The organism is Cetobacterium sp. (assembly GCF_051653945.1).
Lineage (GTDB): Bacteria > Fusobacteriota > Fusobacteriia > Fusobacteriales > Fusobacteriaceae > Cetobacterium_A.
The window spans coordinates 1-18,382 of the sequence record NZ_JBOFXD010000022.1 but is presented as its reverse complement, the minus strand read 5'-3'; the positions used below and the strand labels follow the sequence as shown (position 1 = coordinate 18,382).

Genomic DNA, 18,382 nt, shown 5'->3' with positions numbered 1-18,382 from the left:
TTCATACTCAATCCCTTTTATTTTATGAGATTTTGAAAAGGATGGAGCTATATCCTTTTTATTATATACAGCTCCTAAAATAACTCCTTCTGTATATTCTGATTGAGGCATTAACAAACATAAAACCATTTCTTTTTCATCAAATTGATAGTATTCTTTATCTTTTAGAGTTTTTGAATAAAGTATTTGTAATTTTCCGCTTTCTTTTTGAAGATCTGGATAAAATACTTTTGCTGTTCCATCATCAAATATTTTTATAATCTCTCCAAATTGTACTAATCTATGAATTTTAAAAACCTCCTTATCAATACTCTAATGTTTTATTTAATTCTAGCGATTGTTTATATCCACTATCTCCTATTGTTCTTGTAATCTTATTTACAACATACTTTCCACTATAAACACCAAAATTTACTAGCGTTACTGTAGAACCAGCCCAAGTTATAAAATCTCCTTTTCTACTTGAAATATTTACTTTTGTTTCATTTGAATTTTTACTTCTTAATTTACTTTTAGCTTTTTTAGTCAAAAATGCTTCTTTCTCTTCCTTACTTTCTCCAGGAACTGAATTATTCTCTTTTACTCTTAAAATTCTATTTGTATTCTCTTTATATCCTTCTCTTTCTGGAGCTTTAAATTCTCCTCTTAAAGTTTCCTTTAATGTAGGATCATAATATTCGATTATGCAAGAATCATAAGTATCTGCGTCATCACTATCTATAGTAAAGTTTAAATATGGTGTTAACTCTATAACACCTAAAACATCTTCTTTTTCATATTTTTCTTTATTAAATACAATTAATTTATCAACTGCACTTTTTAAAGATAATCCTTCTTGTTCACATAGCCTTTTTAAAAGCTGTAAATCGCTCTCTAAAGACTGGTCTACCCTTTTATACTTAATTATGTTTTCAACTTCGTATATTAGGCTTTTATTTGCTTTACTAGTTATCTCTGAAACAATATCTTTTAAAGTTACATTTTCCCAACTCTTATTTCTTTTTTCATCTTTGTAATTTGCTTTTATATCAACTGATATAGCTTTTATGGAGATTACTGAAGGAGGTCCACTATAAGTTATTGCATCAACTTGGAATGATCCACATGGATATGTTTTTAAATCTCCAAAGTTATCCCAATGTTCTCCTATAATAGTTACATCTATCTTATCCCCTTTTCTTGGATGCCATTCTTTCAACCATTTTCTATCTATATCTTTTATATTTAATTCTAATTCATCAGCCGAATCTAAATTATCTGTATAATTCATGCTTATTAAATCTTCAGTTATATCTTTTGTTATATTTACACCTTCATATTTTACTGATGCATATGCTCTAGCTGCTTTATGTTGCATTTTCCACCTTCTTCCAAGGTGGAAGAGTTGAAACTTCAGCTATTTTTATAACTGGTATTTTTAGCTCTATTCCACCTTCAAATATTGCTATTGAAGAGTAATTTTTATTAGCTTCATAAATTTCTTTTATGTACTCTTCGCTTCCATAAACTTTATATGATATTAAATCCCAGGTGTCTCCCTGGAGAGTTTTATAATACTCATATTCCATAATTACCCACCTAATTAAATCCTAGTCTTTTATTTTTTCTCTCATACTCTTTCATAGCTTGTTCAAAGGATCTTTCATTTGCTCCTTGTAACTCTCTTTTTAAATCTGGAGACATTGTTTTTTCATCCCCTTTATATTCTATGTTCTGATGAATAACAAATTGTGGAGCATTATTTAATGTTGAGTTTTGAATTTTTTCTTCACTGTTTATTAATGAATTAGAAGCAGTATCTAAATCTGGTATTGGAGGAGGAGGTGCTTCAGTTTTTATATTCTGATTACTTTCTTGAGTTATTTTAGCTTCTTTATCCCCAAAAATCTTATCATAAATCTTACTCCAACCATCTATAATCATCTTTAGTGGACTATGTTCCCATAACCATTTAAAAAGATCTCCTACATATCCAACAAAACTTTTAAACCACTCTTTTACAGTATCCCAATTCTTTATTAATAAATATCCTGCTGCAATTACTCCTCCTATAGCAAGTACCCAAGGATTCATAAGCATAGCAAAATTCATTTTAGAAATTAGTCCAAATATTTTAGAAAAGCCACCTGTTAACATTGGTAACATATCTTTACCTTTTGATATTACGTCTGTGATAGTTCCCCAATTATCATATATTTTTAATCCTGTACTTAATAAATTTCCCATTAAAAACTTTGATACACCGATTGTTGCATTTATACCTACTAAACCAGTTGCTAACATCATAAATCCTTTTACGAGCATTGGATTTTCCTTTTGAATCTTAGAGATCCAATTGAAAAACTCACCAGTCTTTTGTGCTATTGTTACAACATGAGGTAGAAGAACATTTCCAGCATTTATACCTGTTTGTAACATAGCTTTTTTAGCTAAATCTAATTGAGTGGCTGGATCTTCTAATTTATTATTAAATTCTTCTAATGCTGAGTTAGTATATTTAGTCTCATCATTTATATCTGTAAATACACTTTTTAATTTTCCAACATCTGCATTTAATGCTGCTACTATTTCAATACTTTCTTTTCCAAATAAATCACTTAATACTGAAGCCCTTTCAACCTCATCTAAAGCTTGGACTCCTTGTAACACTTCAAATAAGGTTCCTTCGGCATCTCGTTGCATACCTTCAGCAACTTCTTTACTTGTTAATCCTAATTTTTTATATGCTTTTTGTTGCCTATCTGTTGCTGATGAACCTGATGCTAAAGTTAAAAACATATTCTTTAATCCAGTTTTAGTAACATCTGCATTTTTACCTTGTGCCATTATTTGAGCTGCTAAAGCTGCTGTTTGTTTTTCTGTAACTCCAGCTAGTTTTCCTAAAGATGCTACACCATTAACAACTTGAGTTATATCTGCAGGTGTTGTTGCTAGATTGTTTCCTAAGTAGTTTACAACGTCCGCTAGTTTCATAACTTCAGTTTGGCTCATTCCAAAAGCACTTCTCCATGTTGCCATAGTTTTAGCCGCTTCTTTAGCTTCAATATCAAATGCAGTAGCCATCATAGCTGCGTCTGAAGTAAATTGAGACATTTCTTTTATTGGTACTCCAGATTGTAAAGCTTGAGCTGATAAAGCGTAAATTTCATCATTCATCATCGGTATGTGCTTAGTAGCGTCTAAAATTTGATATTTAAAATCTTCTAACTCTTTTCCAGCTAATCCAGATTGTTTCTTTACATCTGAAAAGGCCGTTGAATCATCTAAGGCTAATTTTACACTACCTGCTAATGGTGCAGCTAAAGCAAAGTTTTTAGCTACTGATATTGGATTGATCTGCTTCCATTCACTAGCCTTTTGTTGAACTTTTAAATATCTATCTTGTTTTTTCTCTACATTTGTAAATTCTTTTCCTAATCGCTCATATTCTTGTCTTAATTTTTTTACATTTACTCCAGATGATGTAAGAGAAGTTTTTAATTGCGAATATCTGCCTATTTGACTTTTTAATTTATCTTCTAGTGTTCCTAAATTATCAGCCGTTCTTTTTACTTCAGTTCTTAACTTATCAGAAGGATTCTGCTGTAATTCTAACTTTAACCTAGATAGTTCAGCTTTCGCTGAAACTATTTTGTTTCTTGTTTCAATCATATCCTTTTGAACATTTTGAAACCCTTTCATCTCATTTTGAGTTTTGTTTATGTCTGTCATTTCTGTTTTAAATCCCGTTAAGGACTTATTAGTTTCGTTAATAGTAGGAGCAAAACTACTAGCTAGTTTTGCCCCTATTTGGAATATTAGTTCTTTCAGCTTTTACCACCTCACACTTTCTGCAGTTTCAATCCATTCATTTAATTCTCTTATTTTTAACTTAAATAATTTATCCGCAGAAATTCCTGTTTTCTTAAATGTTATAACTGAGGCTCTTCTGATTCTTTTGGACGTTCCGACACAGTAGGAAGTCCCATCAAAAAACCCCTAACATACAAGCTCAAATTAAATGTATCTAAAACTGGAAGTGTTTCGACTAAGAAAGTTGGTACATTTGCTGCTTTAGCTCCTAACATAGCAAGTGCTTTACTCGATTGAATAAATTGTGTTCCTATTGGATGCCCCATCATTGTCATTTCTCTTTCAACTTCAAAAATATCGTTTCCTGTTAATCTATCAAAATCTAACTCTAAAGAGTCTATCTCTACTTCTTTTCCATCTTTAAAATATGTTGCTGACTTACTTAATTTTACGTTCATAATTCCTCCTACATTCCCATAGCTCTTCTTTCATCAGCTAATAGATCCTCACCATTTACTTTATAAATATAGTTTTGCTTATCTAACTCTAAAATATCCTTATTATCATCTTTTATTTTTATTTGTCTTAATGATATTACTAATGATGACTCCATTGGTGCCCCTGCCTCTAATTTTCCAGTACCTAGTTTTTTTCTTACTCCAGTTACTGAGATATACAGCGGTCTTTTTTGAATTTTACCTGATGTTTTATCTGATGATTGATTAGCGGCTTTAAAAATTAAGTTTATATGGCCATCTCCTGCCTTTAAAGCTGAAGTTACGTCTCTAAAATTAACTTCTACCTCTTGCTCTCCAAAGTGACCTATACTTACAGAATCGTATTCTCCAAGGATTCCAGCTCCTTTTATTGTTTCTGTTAAAGCTTCAAAATCTGGAAGTGTTACATCTCCAATACCTAAAAGATTAGTTCCATCTTTATAAACCATGTAATTCGTTATTTTTTCTGGAATATTTGACATTTATTTCCTCCTAATTAAAAACTGTTTTTATTGCTTCAGGATCAAACTCAAAATCCTCTACAATTTCTTGCATCGGAATAGTTGGAGATAAGAACAATTTAAATTTAAATGTTCCTCCAATTAAATCTGTTATTGGATTATCTTCTTCTCTAAATTCAACTTTTCCTCCATATAAAATTCCTGCTGAAGTTAATCCGTTATATTTTATATTTTGAGATTCTACAATTGAATCTATTTGATTACGATTACCTGGTTTATCAACTTTATTAACATATGTTAGTATGAAAGATTTCTGCTCTGTATTAAACATATCTCTTACACATAAAAATGTATCTTTTACATCTGTTGTTCCTGGAAATGCTCCTGTATAATTTCCCCATAAAACCCAACTATTAAAGTTAATTGCAGTTGCAACTCCTTGTGAGTTCAAATAGTTTGCTGTATCTAAACCAAGTGTTATTGCGGTTCCATCTTCTAAACATAATCCATCTATTTTTAAATTTTTATTTGAAGGTGATTCATATGGACTTCCATTCTCACCATCTACTTTGGCTTTTAATGCTGCTGCTTGCAGTGACATGAAGTATTGTTTATCTCCTAATTTAACTTTTGGCCAACATACATACTGTTGATTTGATGTTAAATTATTTTGTTTCTTATGTGCTGCTACATCTTGATATTTTTTTACTGTTGTTGTTGGAATATCAACAAAGCTTAATCCTTTTATAAGGCCGTTTTGATTGCCCATCTTTGTATCTAATATTGTTATTACTTCTGTATCAAATACTCCTGGAACAAGTCCTATACTTGGAAAAATACCTGTTAATGAATAGCAGTCATTTATTACTTCTAACCCTGTTTTTACTCCATTTTCATTTTCTCCACCTATATAATCAGCTTTTAAAACTTTTGAAGGGTCTATTACTGAATAATCAGCGGTTAAAGCTCCTGTAACTTCTTCTAGTAATATTATTTGAACATATCCTTCATCTGTAAAAGCTGCTCTGTACTTAGATTCAATAACTTCTGTTCCTGCAGCTTTTAATACAAATGTATCAAGTAGTATTCCTGCTTCTCTTACTTCCAATGTTGTACTATCTATCTCTGTTCCTGTAACTGACTTTTTATGCTTTGCAGGATCTAATACATTTACAAAAATAACTGGTGCTACTGCGTATAGCTTAAAAAATACATCACTAGCTTGAGTTATTGTAAAATTTTGACTATTATTTCCTAATCCTAAATATTTAGCTACATCCTTTTGTGAATAGCATAATACTGGTTTATTAATTGCTCTTTCACTTGGTTCTACTAAGTTCACTTCGGAAGTTCCGAATATGATTGGTACAGTTCCTGTTTTTATTGGTGCAACTATACTAGTTGGACTTTCTGTAGTTCTAATTCCATGAAAAAATTGTGCCATTTAAAACCTCCTATTTTCCTATACTCTTTTGAAATTCTTTTATTAAAATATCGTATTTACTACCTTGTTTACAAATTAACCCTCTATTTTTAGCAAACTCTTCTACTGAAATTAGAACATTTTTTATTTCTGGCATACTCTCTATTAAATGCTTTGGTTCATAAGTATATCCTTTTCCAAAAACCAACCCTTTTTCATAAATATTTGGCCCTATATATATCAAATTTGTTTGTTTCTCTTCTTTAATTTGCTTTTCTTCTTTTGGTTTAGCCACTATATCCTCCTATATACAATCTTTCTCTACTACTATTTCTGGTATATTAAAATATAAAAGTCCTCCAAATTCATAGTTTGGTCCTGATATATTTAACAAATCCCATGTTAATTTTTTAAATTCTGCAAATTCAAATACTGGATGTGAATAAAACTCTCTTCTAATTTTTTCTATTATTAAAAGCCCATTTCTATGTCCATTACCTTCTTCACTATAAACATAAATGTCAAAGTTTATAATAACTTCATCATTTTTTCCACTACATGCTTTTATTGCTATTCCAGGTATATTTTCGTTTTTATCCCCAACTTTTGTTAATGGATAAAACCCTGTAAACACTTTAACTTTCCCTGCTAGTTCTTTTCCTCTTGGTTTTGGTAACATTAAATCAGATAGTAACTCTTGTAATCTTTTTTTTACTAAATCTTCTAATTCTATTGATGTCATTTTACTCTCCTATGTATCTTCCCAACTCGTGAGTAATCCTGTTTTCTAAAACATCTTCAGCTTTTTTCAGTATCGCATTTTTCACTGTAGGTTCTTTAAATAGTTGTGGTACTGAAGGCCCGTAAAGTTGCTTTATAGGCACTCTTTCTCTTCCTAGCCTTTGGAATACACCTACTGTTCCATTTTGCATTTTAGCAACGAAAGCAGATTCTAGTGTTTTCATTCCTTGGCCTTTTATAACAGAAACTTTAACTACTTTTCTTTTTTTAGGAACACTCTTTGGATTAACTTTATATTTTATTAATCTTATTCTTTCACCAGTACTGACTAATGTTGCAGAAATATTATTTTTATTCGGTTTTGTAAACTCAAAAGTTTTATTAATTTCCTCAGATTTTAAATTATATCTACTTCTACCTTGTCTACTTGCCTCATCTTTAGCAGCAAGGGCTGCTCTTCTAACAGCCCTCAATTTAATATCTTTAGCTACATTTGGTAAATCTTTTAGTATCTTATCAACCTTATTTAACCCGTCTTCACTAATTTTAATCATTAGTTTCCTTGTTCTCCTATAATAAGACTTGTCATTCCTAACTCTTCTTTTACAAGAATTACCGCATATAATTCACCATTAAACTCTATTCTATCTCCCTGTTTGTATTTGTGGGGAATATCTTTTGTTTTAAATGTTATTTCTTTTTGATTTATATATAGTGCTTCTCCATATCCATAAGTACCTTGATTTCCTAACCTTAATTTATTTTTATCAGAAATTGCAGATGAAGCTACTCCATTTATTTCAGTTCCATCGATACTTATTTTTTCAGCTAACTCATCTGGATTGATAAATATATCTAAATCTTCTTCAAGAATATCTTTAAAGTTCATTTTACTTTCCTTTTCCTCTTTTTATCACTTTTGATACTACTGGATTATCCTCCAATATTTCTTCTATGGTTTCATTCTCTGGCTCTTCTATAATTTCCTCAACTTTTTCTTCAACTGCTTTTTCACTTTCTAATTCAATAAACATTCCAGAGTTTATGTATTTTCTAGCTTCCTCTTCTTCTAAAAATTCTAGTTCAGACCCTTTTTCAAAAATCTGTCCTTTATATCTAATTCTTTTCAGTGTTCTAATTTTCATATATCCCTCTCCTTAAAGTACTTTTAATAAAGCCCATCCTTTAGCATCGTTAGGAATAATTAAAGGTGCTGAGTAATATCTTAGCTCATCATCTTCCTCGTCTTTTTGTCCATATTCTGGCTTTATAATTTCTATTGCAGAAACTAATATTTTTGCTTGTCCAGCTTTAGGCCTTATTGGTATAGCTCCATAGTGAACTCTAAAACTTTTTTTCTTTACCATAAGAGCTGTTCCAGGTGGTAATAAAGGTTCTTCAACTTCTCCTTCCACCTGACTCCAATCCATATATGAGAATATTCTTAGATTTAATTCGGGTATAAATCCAATATAAGCGGCACTATCTGCAATCTTATCTGGATCAAATACAAAAGCATGTCCTGTAGTACTCTTCATTGCTTCTTTAACACCATTATTTCCTAAGAAATGTCCAACTACATCTGGAGTAATTATTAAATGATCTACAACTATTCCAGTATCTTGTTGAATTTTTAATTGATTTTCTCTTAATTGCCCTATTATTGGAGCTGTTGGGTCTGACCATTTTTCAGTTCCAGTCATTGTAATCTCATTTAATTCTCCATAAGATATTCCCTCATTTTTATCTGTTGGAAGAGTTCCTGTTATTAATAATTGAGATAGCATCCATACTTTAGTTCTTAATCCAATTTCTTTTAACTCGATTACATCTGCTTTCAATCCCTTCATTTGAGAGTTTGTATAAGAAGCTGGAACCCCATGAGCTGTTTCTCCGAACTTTTGGGCTAATAAGCTATCTTCTGTAATTGGCTTGTATGGTTTAATCATTCCTGGTTTATATAATGCTTGTTGGAATGCTTCGTTTCTTACTAATTTTCCATTCTCTCTTCTACCCATAAGTGGAACTCTTAATCTTGAAGCTGATTTCGTTTGAATTTCAAATCTATCTGTTTTTTCTGTTTTCTCTGCTCCTATTAATAAATTATATAAAAATAACTCAGGTGCTTTTGTTTGTTTCATTGCTAGTATTAATGTTCTTTGATCCATATTTTCCTCCTAATTTTTAGTTATTCTGCAAAGAATATTCCAGTTTCTTTTCCTCTCACTTGATAATCTAATTTAGTTTCTCCTTCTACTTTTGGATATATACATTCTTTAAAATCAAATCTACCTGTTACATAAATAATAATTTCATTATTTGTTGATGTAGCTTTTGAATCATCAGCTACAATCCCAAACATATTTGCAGCAGCCGTAGCCTTTTTTAACTTTTTAGTAGTTGAATCAAATTCAACTATCGTTCCAGCTGGATAGTCTCCATCAGCACAAGCCATTCTATAAGTTGTAGGTGTTATATCGTTCCCAACAACTAATTCTTTTGTTTTAATATCTACTTTTGACATATTATCCTCCTATATTTCATCCCATGCCGCTAAAAAGGCTTTTCTTTTCTCATCCTCACTCATTTGTGTAGAACCTTCGATTGTCGTTAAATTATAAGCGTCATTAACTCTAGCTTTAAAATCTAACGGATTTGTTTCGTCTTTTCCTGTTGTTTCTTGAATTAAATTTTCTTCTTGAGTTACGGGTTTTATTTTTCCATTTAGAAGAATTTCTGTAGATACTTCCTCTAAACTTTTTACATTTACATATTTTGCATTTTTAATTATCTCTCCTGCATTTTCCACGTTTGTAACTATTGCATTGTTTGAAAAGTCATCTAATTTTTTGATTCTTTCTCTTTCTTTTTTCTCTCCCTCCTCTAACACTTCATTATAGACTTGTGGAAATTTAACTTTTAACTCCTCTTTTGTCACAATTTCATCCTCCTTCTTTTTATTTTTTTTTATATTTGTATAATTTATATACTCTTGTACATAGTTTGTTATATTCATGTCTGCATTCTTGTTTATATCTGTAATGAACCCTTTAGCTAAAGCTTCCTCTGGTTTTAAATAAGGTTCTTCATCCATCATTTTCTCTAATTCTTCTTTTCCTAATTTTGTAGCAGAGCTGTAAATTTCAACTACATCATCTTTAATTTGATTTAGTCTTTCAATTGATTTTTCCAACTCTTTTATTCCACCAAATGCCATTGTTAAAGGATTATGAATCATAAACCTAGTTCCAGCATTCATAATTCTTTTCTCTCCACACATGGCTATTACAGTGGCTATTGACCCACATAAACCATCAATTTCAACTGTTTTTTTAGCTTTATGATTTTTTAAAGTATTGTATATAGCAATACCCGCAGTAACTAGTCCTCCTGGAGAATTTATCCTTACTGTTAATTCATCAATATCTCCATGTTCCAATAGTTCTTCTGCTAACTCTTTTTCTGATACGCCCTCTTCTGAAAATGTATCTCCAATGACTCCATAAAGCAGTATAGTTGCCTTTTTCTCTCCTGTTTTATAAAGATTAAATATTGGACTCATTTTTTAATTCACCTCTCTTTTTACTTTCTATATGCCTTTGTGTATTATTAGCCTCAAAATCTCCTCCGTTTAGCTCTTTTGTTTCTCTTTCGAGAGTTGAAATTCCAACTTTAACTTTTGTTACAGCGGCATTAACTTCTTGAACTGGATTTAACTGCCCTTGTACTGGGCCATACCACTCTGCTTTTTGATAACATTTTCTATACAATATATTTTCATATCCAGGTAATTTTAGTATTCCTTTTGAGACGATCTCATCTAAAAACTCTTCGTAAACAGGTTTACAAAAATCTGATACAAGCCATGTTCTTCTCATCAAGTACATTTTCCAGACTTCCAAAAGAGCCGCTCTTGAAGCTGAATAACTTGTTGTAAAATGAGTGAATAAAACTTCATATGGAATTTCTAAAGCTGCTCCTAATTGTCTTAAAAGTGATTTTGTAAACTCTTCAAAACTTGCCCCATTTCGATTTGGAGCGGCTATTGTTATATTTTTTCCTGGTGGAAGTTCATTTATTGTTCCATTCCCCATTTTAACAACATAATCTTTATCTTGTTCTTCCTCTTTTTCAATATTAGTTAAAGGATCTGCCCCGTCTGGCGTAAAAGTTTCTTCAGTTTCATTAGTTATAAATACTGAAAATAAAGCTGCTACAGATGCTGAAGTGATCTCTGTAGATGTGTATTCTGATAGTTGATATAAAAGTTCTATAACTGGAGCTAATAAAGGAACTCCTCTTCTTTGACCTATCCTTTCTTTTTCCATCACACATAAAACATTTTTTCTTCCACTTTTCTTTCCAAAAGCTTCAACTCTTACTGTTTCACTAGATGTATTACTTTTTGTAAAATGATATGCTATTACCTCTCCATCTGGAGATATTTCAACTCCATTTTTAATATTCTCTCCAGCTCCTGAAGGATTTTGACATCTTGTTGAATCTATTAACTTTATTTTTAAGTCAAATAGCTGTCCTGCTCTTTTTTTTAGAGGAAGCAATACAAATGTTTCTCCATATACAAGCTGATTTATTAAAACAAGTGATTGTATTTGATAAAAATTTGAAAAGTTTTCAATATCGCATTCATCTACAAACATATCCCATAAAATACTAATTTCTCTATGAATTCTATCTACTTCATTTTGTGATAAATTTAAAATCTCATTGGCTATTGCAGGTTTAACTTTTAATCCTCTTCCTACGACATTTGTTCTTATTTTCTTGATTGCAGCAGCACCAATAGCATTATTCATGTAGAGATGTGATGATCTAGCCATTAATAAATCTTTTGTCTCTCCAATATCTTCATCTGCAGTATTAAGTTCATCCCTTGTTTTCTTAAAAATGTTTTTGGTTACAGAACCGCCACCTTGAGAATAATTTAAAACCCTTATTTCTTTAACTAAATGTTTTGGAGGAATTTTCGCAGTTGTTTTTTTATTTTTAAAAAAATTAAACATAACATTTCCTCCTAATCATTTTTTATTTGAACTCTATAGCTCCTAATTTGTGTTATATTTTTCCCTTCACATTTTTTAGCCCAGTATTCTATACCTTCTCTTATCTCTTTTAAATCAGCTCTTGTAACTCTCCTTCCTTCAAGAGTGTACTCTTGTGCTGCTAACACTTTTTCTTCTGCTTCAAGATATCTTGTTAATTTAGCTTTAGCTATTTCTCTTGTTATTGCACTACTCACTAGTTTCTACTCCTCCCTGTATTTTTAATTTAACCTTCTTTTTCTTAGGTGTTTTATATTCAAAAGCTTTTTCTAATTGTTCTTTTCTTAATTGAGCTAATTTTTTCATATCTAATTTTGTAAATATCTCTTTAGCTGCTAAGGCATAGTTCCTACAGTCTAAAGATTCATTACGCTTTCTTACCTGTGTCCATGTAACTTTTCCAGTTTTTTTATTAACTAATTTTGCTTCTGCAGTTAATGCTTTAAAGTATTGCTCATCATATTTTAAAATTGGATCTGATGGATAGTGACAATACCCTGGCCCTGGTTCTGTAATTTTTAATCTACCCATAGTCATATCTTTTAAGGCATTTACTCCCAGGGATAATAGATTTATTTTCTTGTTTTTAGTCAATCTAAATCCATTAATTATTGGAACATTCTCTCCACCTAAACCTTTTATTCCAAATATTCTTCTATATGTTTCTCTTGGTTTTACAAAGTCATATGATGCTTCTGTATGATGCCCTCCAGTATCAATACAAGTTGAATAAATATTTATTCCAGTTCCATCTGCATAATAGAATTTTTTCATTAGAAACTCATCTAGTTCTTCCCATATTTCACTCTCTTCCAAATTTCCAGAAAGTATTTTATATTGAATACCCCAAGTTTCATTATCAAGTCCATGACCGACAACTTCTATTGCTAACCAACCATCTTGAACGTCAACTCCAGCAGTTAATAGTAATACTTCATCTGGAACCTCAGCTTTGTACACTTCTCTTCTCTTTAACAATATTTCATGGTCTAATACTTCAGCTAAAGATTGCTCATATGATTCTCCTAAAACAGTATTTACAAATGAAATCAATTCCTGCTCATTGTCCTTTTTCTCTAAATATTCTTCCACTATACTAGTCCAAGTTCTCATAACACTTGCTAATGCAGATAACTTATAAGAAAGTGTTGTCCTCTCAGGATATTCATGTATCCATTCGCCTTTCTCAGCTTTCCAAGCTTCCTCATTATTTCCACATCCACAATGTTCACAAATTATTTCAACTTTATCAACTTTTAACTCATCTGCTTCATTTAAATCCCAACTTAAATTATCAAACAATAATTCATTTCCCTCTCCACACTCTGGACATTTAACATAATATCTAGCCATTGAGCCTTTTTCATACTCTGCTTCTATTTCTGATTGTCCTTTGATTGTTGGTGTTCCTGTTATTATTATTTTGTGATCATCATAAGTTTGAACTCTTTTTTCTGCTAATGTTATTGGTGACCCTTCATCTCCAGATGATTTAGGATATCTATCTACCTCATCCATAAATAATACTTTTATTGGCTTTGATGCTAACCCTGCAGGAGAAGCAGCTCCTTTAAATGCTAAAAATCCTCCAGGAAACATTTTATGAGTTACCGTATTTCCACTATTCTTTTGATTAGCATCTTTTATTAATCCTCTCAAAACATCACAATCTCTTATCATTGGAGCTACTCTTTCTTTAGAAAACTCTGATGCTAAAGTATCTGTTGGCTGAACTACCATCATAGGACATGGGTCTAAATGTGCATACCAACCAAAACTATTTAAAATAAACTCTGTTTTTGCTAATTGTGATCCAAATTGTAAAACAACTTTTCTAATTCTTTCCTTCATAACATTGTCATATATTTCTAACATATATGGAGTTCTTGCTGTTACCCACTCTCCATGTTCTGAAGAAGCTTCCTTAGAAAGATTTCTATTCTTATCAGACCACTCCGTTAAAGTTAGATTTGGAGGCATTTTTAGAGCATGAGCAATAGCTTTGAAAAACTGTTCTTTCTTAGTCATTCTCTCCTCCATTCATTTCAAGGAAACCTTTTAATTGACCTACTGCTTTTTTAAGATGTCGCTCTATAGTTTTTTCTTTTTCTGCTGTTGTTTCACATTTTTTTAAATCTACAACAATCTTTTTAGGAAGAGACATTATCTTTGATTTGAAATTGAATAACATTGTTGATACTGCCTCTGTTGCTTCCTCCATTGATATATATTCACCTTCGATTATTTTTAATTTAGCTTTATTTAGATCAACTTTACTTTGTTTATATTCTTTCTCTGTTTCAAGTAAAATATCTTTAACGTCAACATTTTTTACTTTTGATACATACATTTCAACTACTTGAATTAGATCATAAACTCCAGGAGATATTTTAGCTTCCTTATAATTTTCTCTAATTGCTCTCTCTGATATTTTAAATAATCTTGATATTTGATTTTCTGTCGCTTCAATTTTCATATATATCTCCTATTTTTTAATACTTTTGGCCTTATATATCTAAAAAAAATTTTGGCAACTGACTTTAAAATTTTTTGAAACTCGGGAACTTTCGGGCGTCTCGCCCACCCGCAAGCTCTTGCAATTCCTCTGGGAGAACCTATGGCATATTAATAGCGTAATGCAACAGTTTTCTCATCATCTTCACTACTCTTCTCTAAGGTCCTCTTTAATTGCTCAAGCTTTATTCTTTTTATCTCTAAGTCAATCTCTTCCTCAGGGGTTCTTAGTCCGTATAACTCTTTCTCTAATTGATAGTTAGTTTGTAATGCTTTAGCTTGACTAGCTAGAGCTATATTTTCATTTATATTTAGCTTTACTTCTCCATCTTTTAGATTTGTTTGTCCTCTAGCCACTATATCTGTGATACCTTTTGTTAATACCCTATAAGTCTTCTTCCTCTCTTCTTGTAGTGCTACGATATTGCCTATAAGACTTTCTTGCTCTTTTACATATAGAAGCTCTTTTAGTTTACCTTTCTCCCATTTCTCTTTTGAGCTTATGTTGTATAGAGTCTGCAAATTTAACTTTAGTTCAATTGCAATATCATACATATTAACTCCAGCTTCAAATAATTTCCTTGCAGTTTTTTTTATTCCTAATGGAACTTTTTTTCTTGGAGTTGTACTCATGTGACCTCCATTTTTTTACTATGTTTTTATATAAATTTACGGGCCTTATACATACTGTTTATATAGAAAAAGTGACTTGATTTATTTCTATCTAAACAATGTGATTATCCTTTATAACTAAAGGTTTCTAATTGTATTTTTACTAAATTAATCTTGCACAAGTTCTGAAAAAGCTGTGCAAAAAAAATCTGCTAGAAATCCTATTAATTCTAATCCATTTTCATCTTTAAAATATTTTTCTGCTGCTGTTTTTTCTCTTAAGAAATTTCTATTATGATAACGATCTATTACATCAAAAACATACTTCTTATCAAAAACAGTAAAGTTATCATGTAAATATTTATAAACTCCACACTGGAGTTTTGTTGATGGGTCTATCTTTTTTCTTTCTCTTGCTAGTTTTTGTGCATTTTTAAATCTTCTATACTCAATCTCTATTTCTTTAGCATGATTAGCTTCAAGATATTTAAAGCTATCTCTAAGCACTTCAGCCCATCTTCTTTTAAAGTCTTCTTCAATAAGCTCAAAGTTATTTAAAACAGTCATTAAGTCTAGCTTTAGATTTTTATCTCTAAAGATTTTCTTAAAGTTATGTGGGGATTGTTTATCTTCTATTCTTGTGACATCAATACCTATATCTATTTTTTCTTTTTCTAAAAGCTCTAAGGTTTTATTGTAACTTCTAAAGACATTCTCATTCTTTCTAAACCAGAAACTTTCAACTTTTCTTCTATCTCTTGAAATATAGTTGCTATCATCTCCATAAGTACATTTACTTTTACCTTTAGAAAGAACATAAAAAATCAAATCCAAAACTTTTTTCAAAAGTTCAAATTTCATTCTTATATTTATGTTTATTTCAACTGTTTCAACTGTCGATTCATTAAAGTCAAGCTTGATATCCTTTTGCTCTAGTCTTTCTTTTACATTTACAAGTGCATCGAATATTCTGCCTGCTCTAGAGTTCGCCAAGTTATTACCATCGAGTATTTTATTTGGATTAAAGATTAAAGTATTTACAAATGGAATAAGTTCATTGTCTTTTGTCAATTTAGTAAAGCTATAGATTGTAAATCCATCTCCTCGTTCTGTTATTCCCTCTTGTAAACCTCCATCTTCAGTCATTGTCAATTTCTTCAGATGGGATGGATATTCTATTTTTATATTTTTTATAACTAGATGATCTACACCTATTTTAAATATATCCAACTTTTTCATCACCTCCTAATTGAAACTGACCACCATTATGAAAATGAGTTCAGTGATAAGCTTTAATTAAGAGCCTACTTAAGTAGGCTTGTTAGAATTATTTAATAGAGTTAGAAATGCTCTCCATTAGCATTTCTGCTCTTCTTTTTCTAGTTTTAAAATAATACCAAAGCCTATCTATTTCGAAAGTTTCTTCATCCCAAACTTTGATAGGAAATTCATCCAACAATTTTTTTATTTTAAGTTCTAGAAAAATTATATTTTTTTGTAATCTGTTAATTTTATTCTTTCTTTCACTAATAATTTTTAAATTTGAAACTTCTTTTCTTACGCATGGAAGATACTCTTCGAGTCCAATGATATCTCTTCTAGGAAATTTATCAGAACTTAAATTGTATTCTTTTTCAACTATTAGGTATTCAACTCTATTTAAAATATAAACACCACCATTAGGATTAGGTATTTCTTTTTTGGGTTCATAATATATTTTAGCTTTAATTTTTAATTACCTCCTACTGAATATAATTTGGTTCTTACTTATATTTTCTATGATTCTAATAAGTAAGAACCAAGGAAGTATTCTAAATAATCCAGTCCACCAAATCTTACAGTATTCAATAGTTATATTTCCTGTTAATAGTCTTGCAACTATAGAAAATAATTGAGTATAAAACATAATTTTGATAAGAATATTTACCAATTTTTCAAAAATATTAAATAAATTTCTAAATTTTATATTTATGCTAACACCTCCTTATTAAAAGCTCCCACTTAGTGAGAACATCTACGAAGTCCTCTTTTGCCAACCCCTATCCCGAACCTACCTGTAAGTTCATACATTGGTTCATCCAAATTATTATTTATAATTCATTTTTTTCTAAGTACTCTAGAGTTTCGATTATTGAGTCTACAGTTTTATTCATAAGAACTAATAGTTCCTCGAAAGTTTTAACTGAATCTAGAAAGAATGGTTCTATTAGTATTGCTACTGGTTTAGTTTTGTTTAATATAGAACCGCCTCTCATATCTGGAGTAGTCGGTTTTAAACCTCTATCTTTTAAGCCTAAATTTTTAACTAATATATTTTTAGTTATTTCAGCTAGTTTAGCTCCTTTCGTACTTTTTGATGAGTGCAATACTTCTGTTCCTTGAGCCACTCCATTAGCAGCGTTAAAGTGACAAGAGATTAAAATATCTCCATTAAGACTATTTACCTCACTTATGAGATCTTTATAGTCATTTCTAGCTTTAGCTACTAAATCTATATTCATCAATCTTTCTTTTTTAAAAATCTCTGCTACAAGCCATGTTGTTAGGTTAAATTCTGTTACTGTTGTAGTTCCTAACTTAATCTGGCATCCTTGGTCTTTAAAGTTGTGTCCAGCCAATAAAATTACTCTTTTCATTTGCACCTCCAAATATTTTTACAAAAAATAAAGGAGCCAAGAGCTACCTTTCGATAACCCTTGACTCCTATAAATAAGTCTTCGCATCATATTTAATTTTAAACCAAGTATACTTTAAAAAAATATCTCTGTCAATATTTTTTATTTTTCTTCAAGCTCACATTTATTAGTTTTATAAATTCCTATAGTTATTATAACGTTTAATAAAAACATACCCATAAATATATAAAATGCTATGCTGGAAGCTATATAACACCCTATGCCTAAAATTAGTAATGATGAAAAAATTTCAATTAAAACTTCTGCTATGTCAATATTTTTCATACTTTCTTTAGAAAATAAACAGGTTTGAAATAAACAATAAATAATTCCTAAACAAATAACTAGATATATATTAAAAGCCAAATTTGAAAATAAATTAATTGGTATTCCTAAAGATAATAAAATAAGAAATAAGAACTTCAAGCCACTTTTATTTTCAGAAGTCACTTGTTTAGTTGTTGATGTTTTTCCTATATTTTTACTATAATATAACCCTGTCCCAGGAAGACTACCAGTTACTCTTGTTCCTCTTGGGCCAGTCCCTATTCTAGCCCCTTTAACTCCTACGCTAGCTCCTATTCCAGATTTACTTAAATTAATT

The 18,382-nt window shown here is 30.5% G+C and carries 22 protein-coding genes; all 22 read right to left on the bottom strand.

Going from position 1 to position 18,382, the window contains the following annotated elements; all coding sequences use genetic code 11:
* Positions 1-304: 304 nt before the first annotated feature.
* Positions 305-1,357 (bottom strand): phage late control D family protein, encoded by a 1,053-nt coding sequence (locus ACRC8M_RS02395; RefSeq protein WP_438527679.1) that lies wholly within the window; start codon positions 1,355-1,357, stop codon positions 305-307.
* Entirely contained in the window at positions 1,347-1,568 is a 222-nt protein-coding gene (locus ACRC8M_RS02390; RefSeq protein WP_438527678.1) for a tail protein X, read from the bottom strand. The genes ACRC8M_RS02395 and ACRC8M_RS02390 overlap by 11 nt, the downstream gene beginning before the upstream one ends.
* 10 nt (positions 1,569-1,578) lie before the next feature.
* Positions 1,579-3,711 (bottom strand): phage tail tape measure protein, encoded by a 2,133-nt coding sequence (locus tag ACRC8M_RS02385; protein WP_438527677.1) that lies wholly within the window; start codon positions 3,709-3,711, stop codon positions 1,579-1,581.
* A gap of 200 nt (positions 3,712-3,911) precedes the next feature.
* A complete protein-coding gene (locus ACRC8M_RS02380) occupies positions 3,912-4,250 on the bottom strand; it encodes a hypothetical protein (RefSeq protein ID WP_438527676.1) in 339 nt (112 codons plus the stop codon).
* Between the two features lie 8 nt (positions 4,251-4,258).
* Positions 4,259-4,771 carry a phage major tail tube protein gene (locus tag ACRC8M_RS02375; RefSeq protein WP_438527675.1) on the bottom strand — a complete coding sequence of 171 codons (513 nt, stop codon included), beginning with the start codon at positions 4,769-4,771 and terminating at the stop codon, positions 4,259-4,261.
* A gap of 10 nt (positions 4,772-4,781) precedes the next feature.
* Complete coding sequence (locus tag ACRC8M_RS02370; protein ID WP_438527674.1) at positions 4,782-6,194, bottom strand: phage tail sheath family protein; 1,413 nt, start codon at positions 6,192-6,194, stop codon at positions 4,782-4,784.
* 10 nt (positions 6,195-6,204) lie between these two features.
* A complete protein-coding gene (locus ACRC8M_RS02365) occupies positions 6,205-6,468 on the bottom strand; it encodes a hypothetical protein (RefSeq protein WP_438527673.1) in 264 nt (87 codons plus the stop codon).
* A 9-nt stretch (positions 6,469-6,477) separates the two neighbouring features.
* On the bottom strand, positions 6,478-6,915 hold the full coding sequence (locus ACRC8M_RS02360) for a hypothetical protein (RefSeq protein WP_438527672.1): 438 nt from the start codon (positions 6,913-6,915) through the stop codon (positions 6,478-6,480).
* A 1-nt stretch (position 6,916) separates the two neighbouring features.
* Positions 6,917-7,468, bottom strand: coding sequence for a phage tail protein (locus tag ACRC8M_RS02355; RefSeq protein WP_438527671.1), 552 nt, complete (start codon positions 7,466-7,468; stop codon positions 6,917-6,919).
* Positions 7,468-7,803, bottom strand: coding sequence for a hypothetical protein (locus ACRC8M_RS02350; RefSeq protein ID WP_438527670.1), 336 nt, complete (start codon positions 7,801-7,803; stop codon positions 7,468-7,470). Before ACRC8M_RS02350 ends, ACRC8M_RS02355 begins: the two co-directional genes overlap by 1 nt.
* Before the next feature lies 1 nt (position 7,804).
* A complete protein-coding gene (locus tag ACRC8M_RS02345; protein ID WP_438527669.1) occupies positions 7,805-8,059 on the bottom strand; it encodes a hypothetical protein in 255 nt (84 codons plus the stop codon).
* A gap of 12 nt (positions 8,060-8,071) precedes the next feature.
* Positions 8,072-9,082: a major capsid protein gene (locus ACRC8M_RS02340; RefSeq protein WP_438527668.1), complete on the bottom strand. Its 1,011-nt coding sequence runs from the start codon at positions 9,080-9,082 to the stop codon at positions 8,072-8,074.
* A gap of 20 nt (positions 9,083-9,102) precedes the next feature.
* Positions 9,103-9,438: a hypothetical protein gene (locus tag ACRC8M_RS02335; protein ID WP_438527667.1), complete on the bottom strand. Its 336-nt coding sequence runs from the start codon at positions 9,436-9,438 to the stop codon at positions 9,103-9,105.
* A gap of 9 nt (positions 9,439-9,447) precedes the next feature.
* Positions 9,448-10,476 carry a head maturation protease, ClpP-related gene (locus ACRC8M_RS02330; protein ID WP_438527666.1) on the bottom strand — a complete coding sequence of 343 codons (1,029 nt, stop codon included), beginning with the start codon at positions 10,474-10,476 and terminating at the stop codon, positions 9,448-9,450.
* A complete protein-coding gene (locus ACRC8M_RS02325; protein ID WP_438527665.1) occupies positions 10,460-11,938 on the bottom strand; it encodes a phage portal protein in 1,479 nt (492 codons plus the stop codon). Before ACRC8M_RS02325 ends, ACRC8M_RS02330 begins: the two co-directional genes overlap by 17 nt.
* A gap of 11 nt (positions 11,939-11,949) precedes the next feature.
* Positions 11,950-12,174 carry a DUF6148 family protein gene (locus tag ACRC8M_RS02320; RefSeq protein ID WP_438527664.1) on the bottom strand — a complete coding sequence of 75 codons (225 nt, stop codon included), beginning with the start codon at positions 12,172-12,174 and terminating at the stop codon, positions 11,950-11,952.
* Positions 12,167-14,005, bottom strand: coding sequence for a phage terminase large subunit family protein (locus ACRC8M_RS02315; protein WP_438527663.1), 1,839 nt, complete (start codon positions 14,003-14,005; stop codon positions 12,167-12,169). Before ACRC8M_RS02315 ends, ACRC8M_RS02320 begins: the two co-directional genes overlap by 8 nt.
* The gene (locus ACRC8M_RS02310; protein WP_438527662.1) at positions 13,998-14,453 is read right to left on the bottom strand and encodes a hypothetical protein; all 456 of its coding nucleotides are present in this window, start codon (positions 14,451-14,453) and stop codon (positions 13,998-14,000) included. The genes ACRC8M_RS02315 and ACRC8M_RS02310 overlap by 8 nt, the downstream gene beginning before the upstream one ends.
* A gap of 149 nt (positions 14,454-14,602) precedes the next feature.
* On the bottom strand, positions 14,603-15,124 hold the full coding sequence (locus tag ACRC8M_RS02305; RefSeq protein WP_438527661.1) for a hypothetical protein: 522 nt from the start codon (positions 15,122-15,124) through the stop codon (positions 14,603-14,605).
* Positions 15,125-15,271: 147 nt separating this feature from the next.
* Positions 15,272-16,342 (bottom strand): hypothetical protein, encoded by a 1,071-nt coding sequence (locus ACRC8M_RS02300; RefSeq protein WP_438527660.1) that lies wholly within the window; start codon positions 16,340-16,342, stop codon positions 15,272-15,274.
* 851 nt (positions 16,343-17,193) lie between these two features.
* Positions 17,194-17,739 carry an N-acetylmuramoyl-L-alanine amidase gene (locus ACRC8M_RS02295; RefSeq protein WP_438527659.1) on the bottom strand — a complete coding sequence of 182 codons (546 nt, stop codon included), beginning with the start codon at positions 17,737-17,739 and terminating at the stop codon, positions 17,194-17,196.
* Positions 17,740-17,880: 141 nt separating this feature from the next.
* A partial coding sequence (locus ACRC8M_RS02290; protein WP_438527658.1) for a DUF4236 domain-containing protein occupies positions 17,881-18,382 on the bottom strand: 502 nt, incomplete at its 5' end.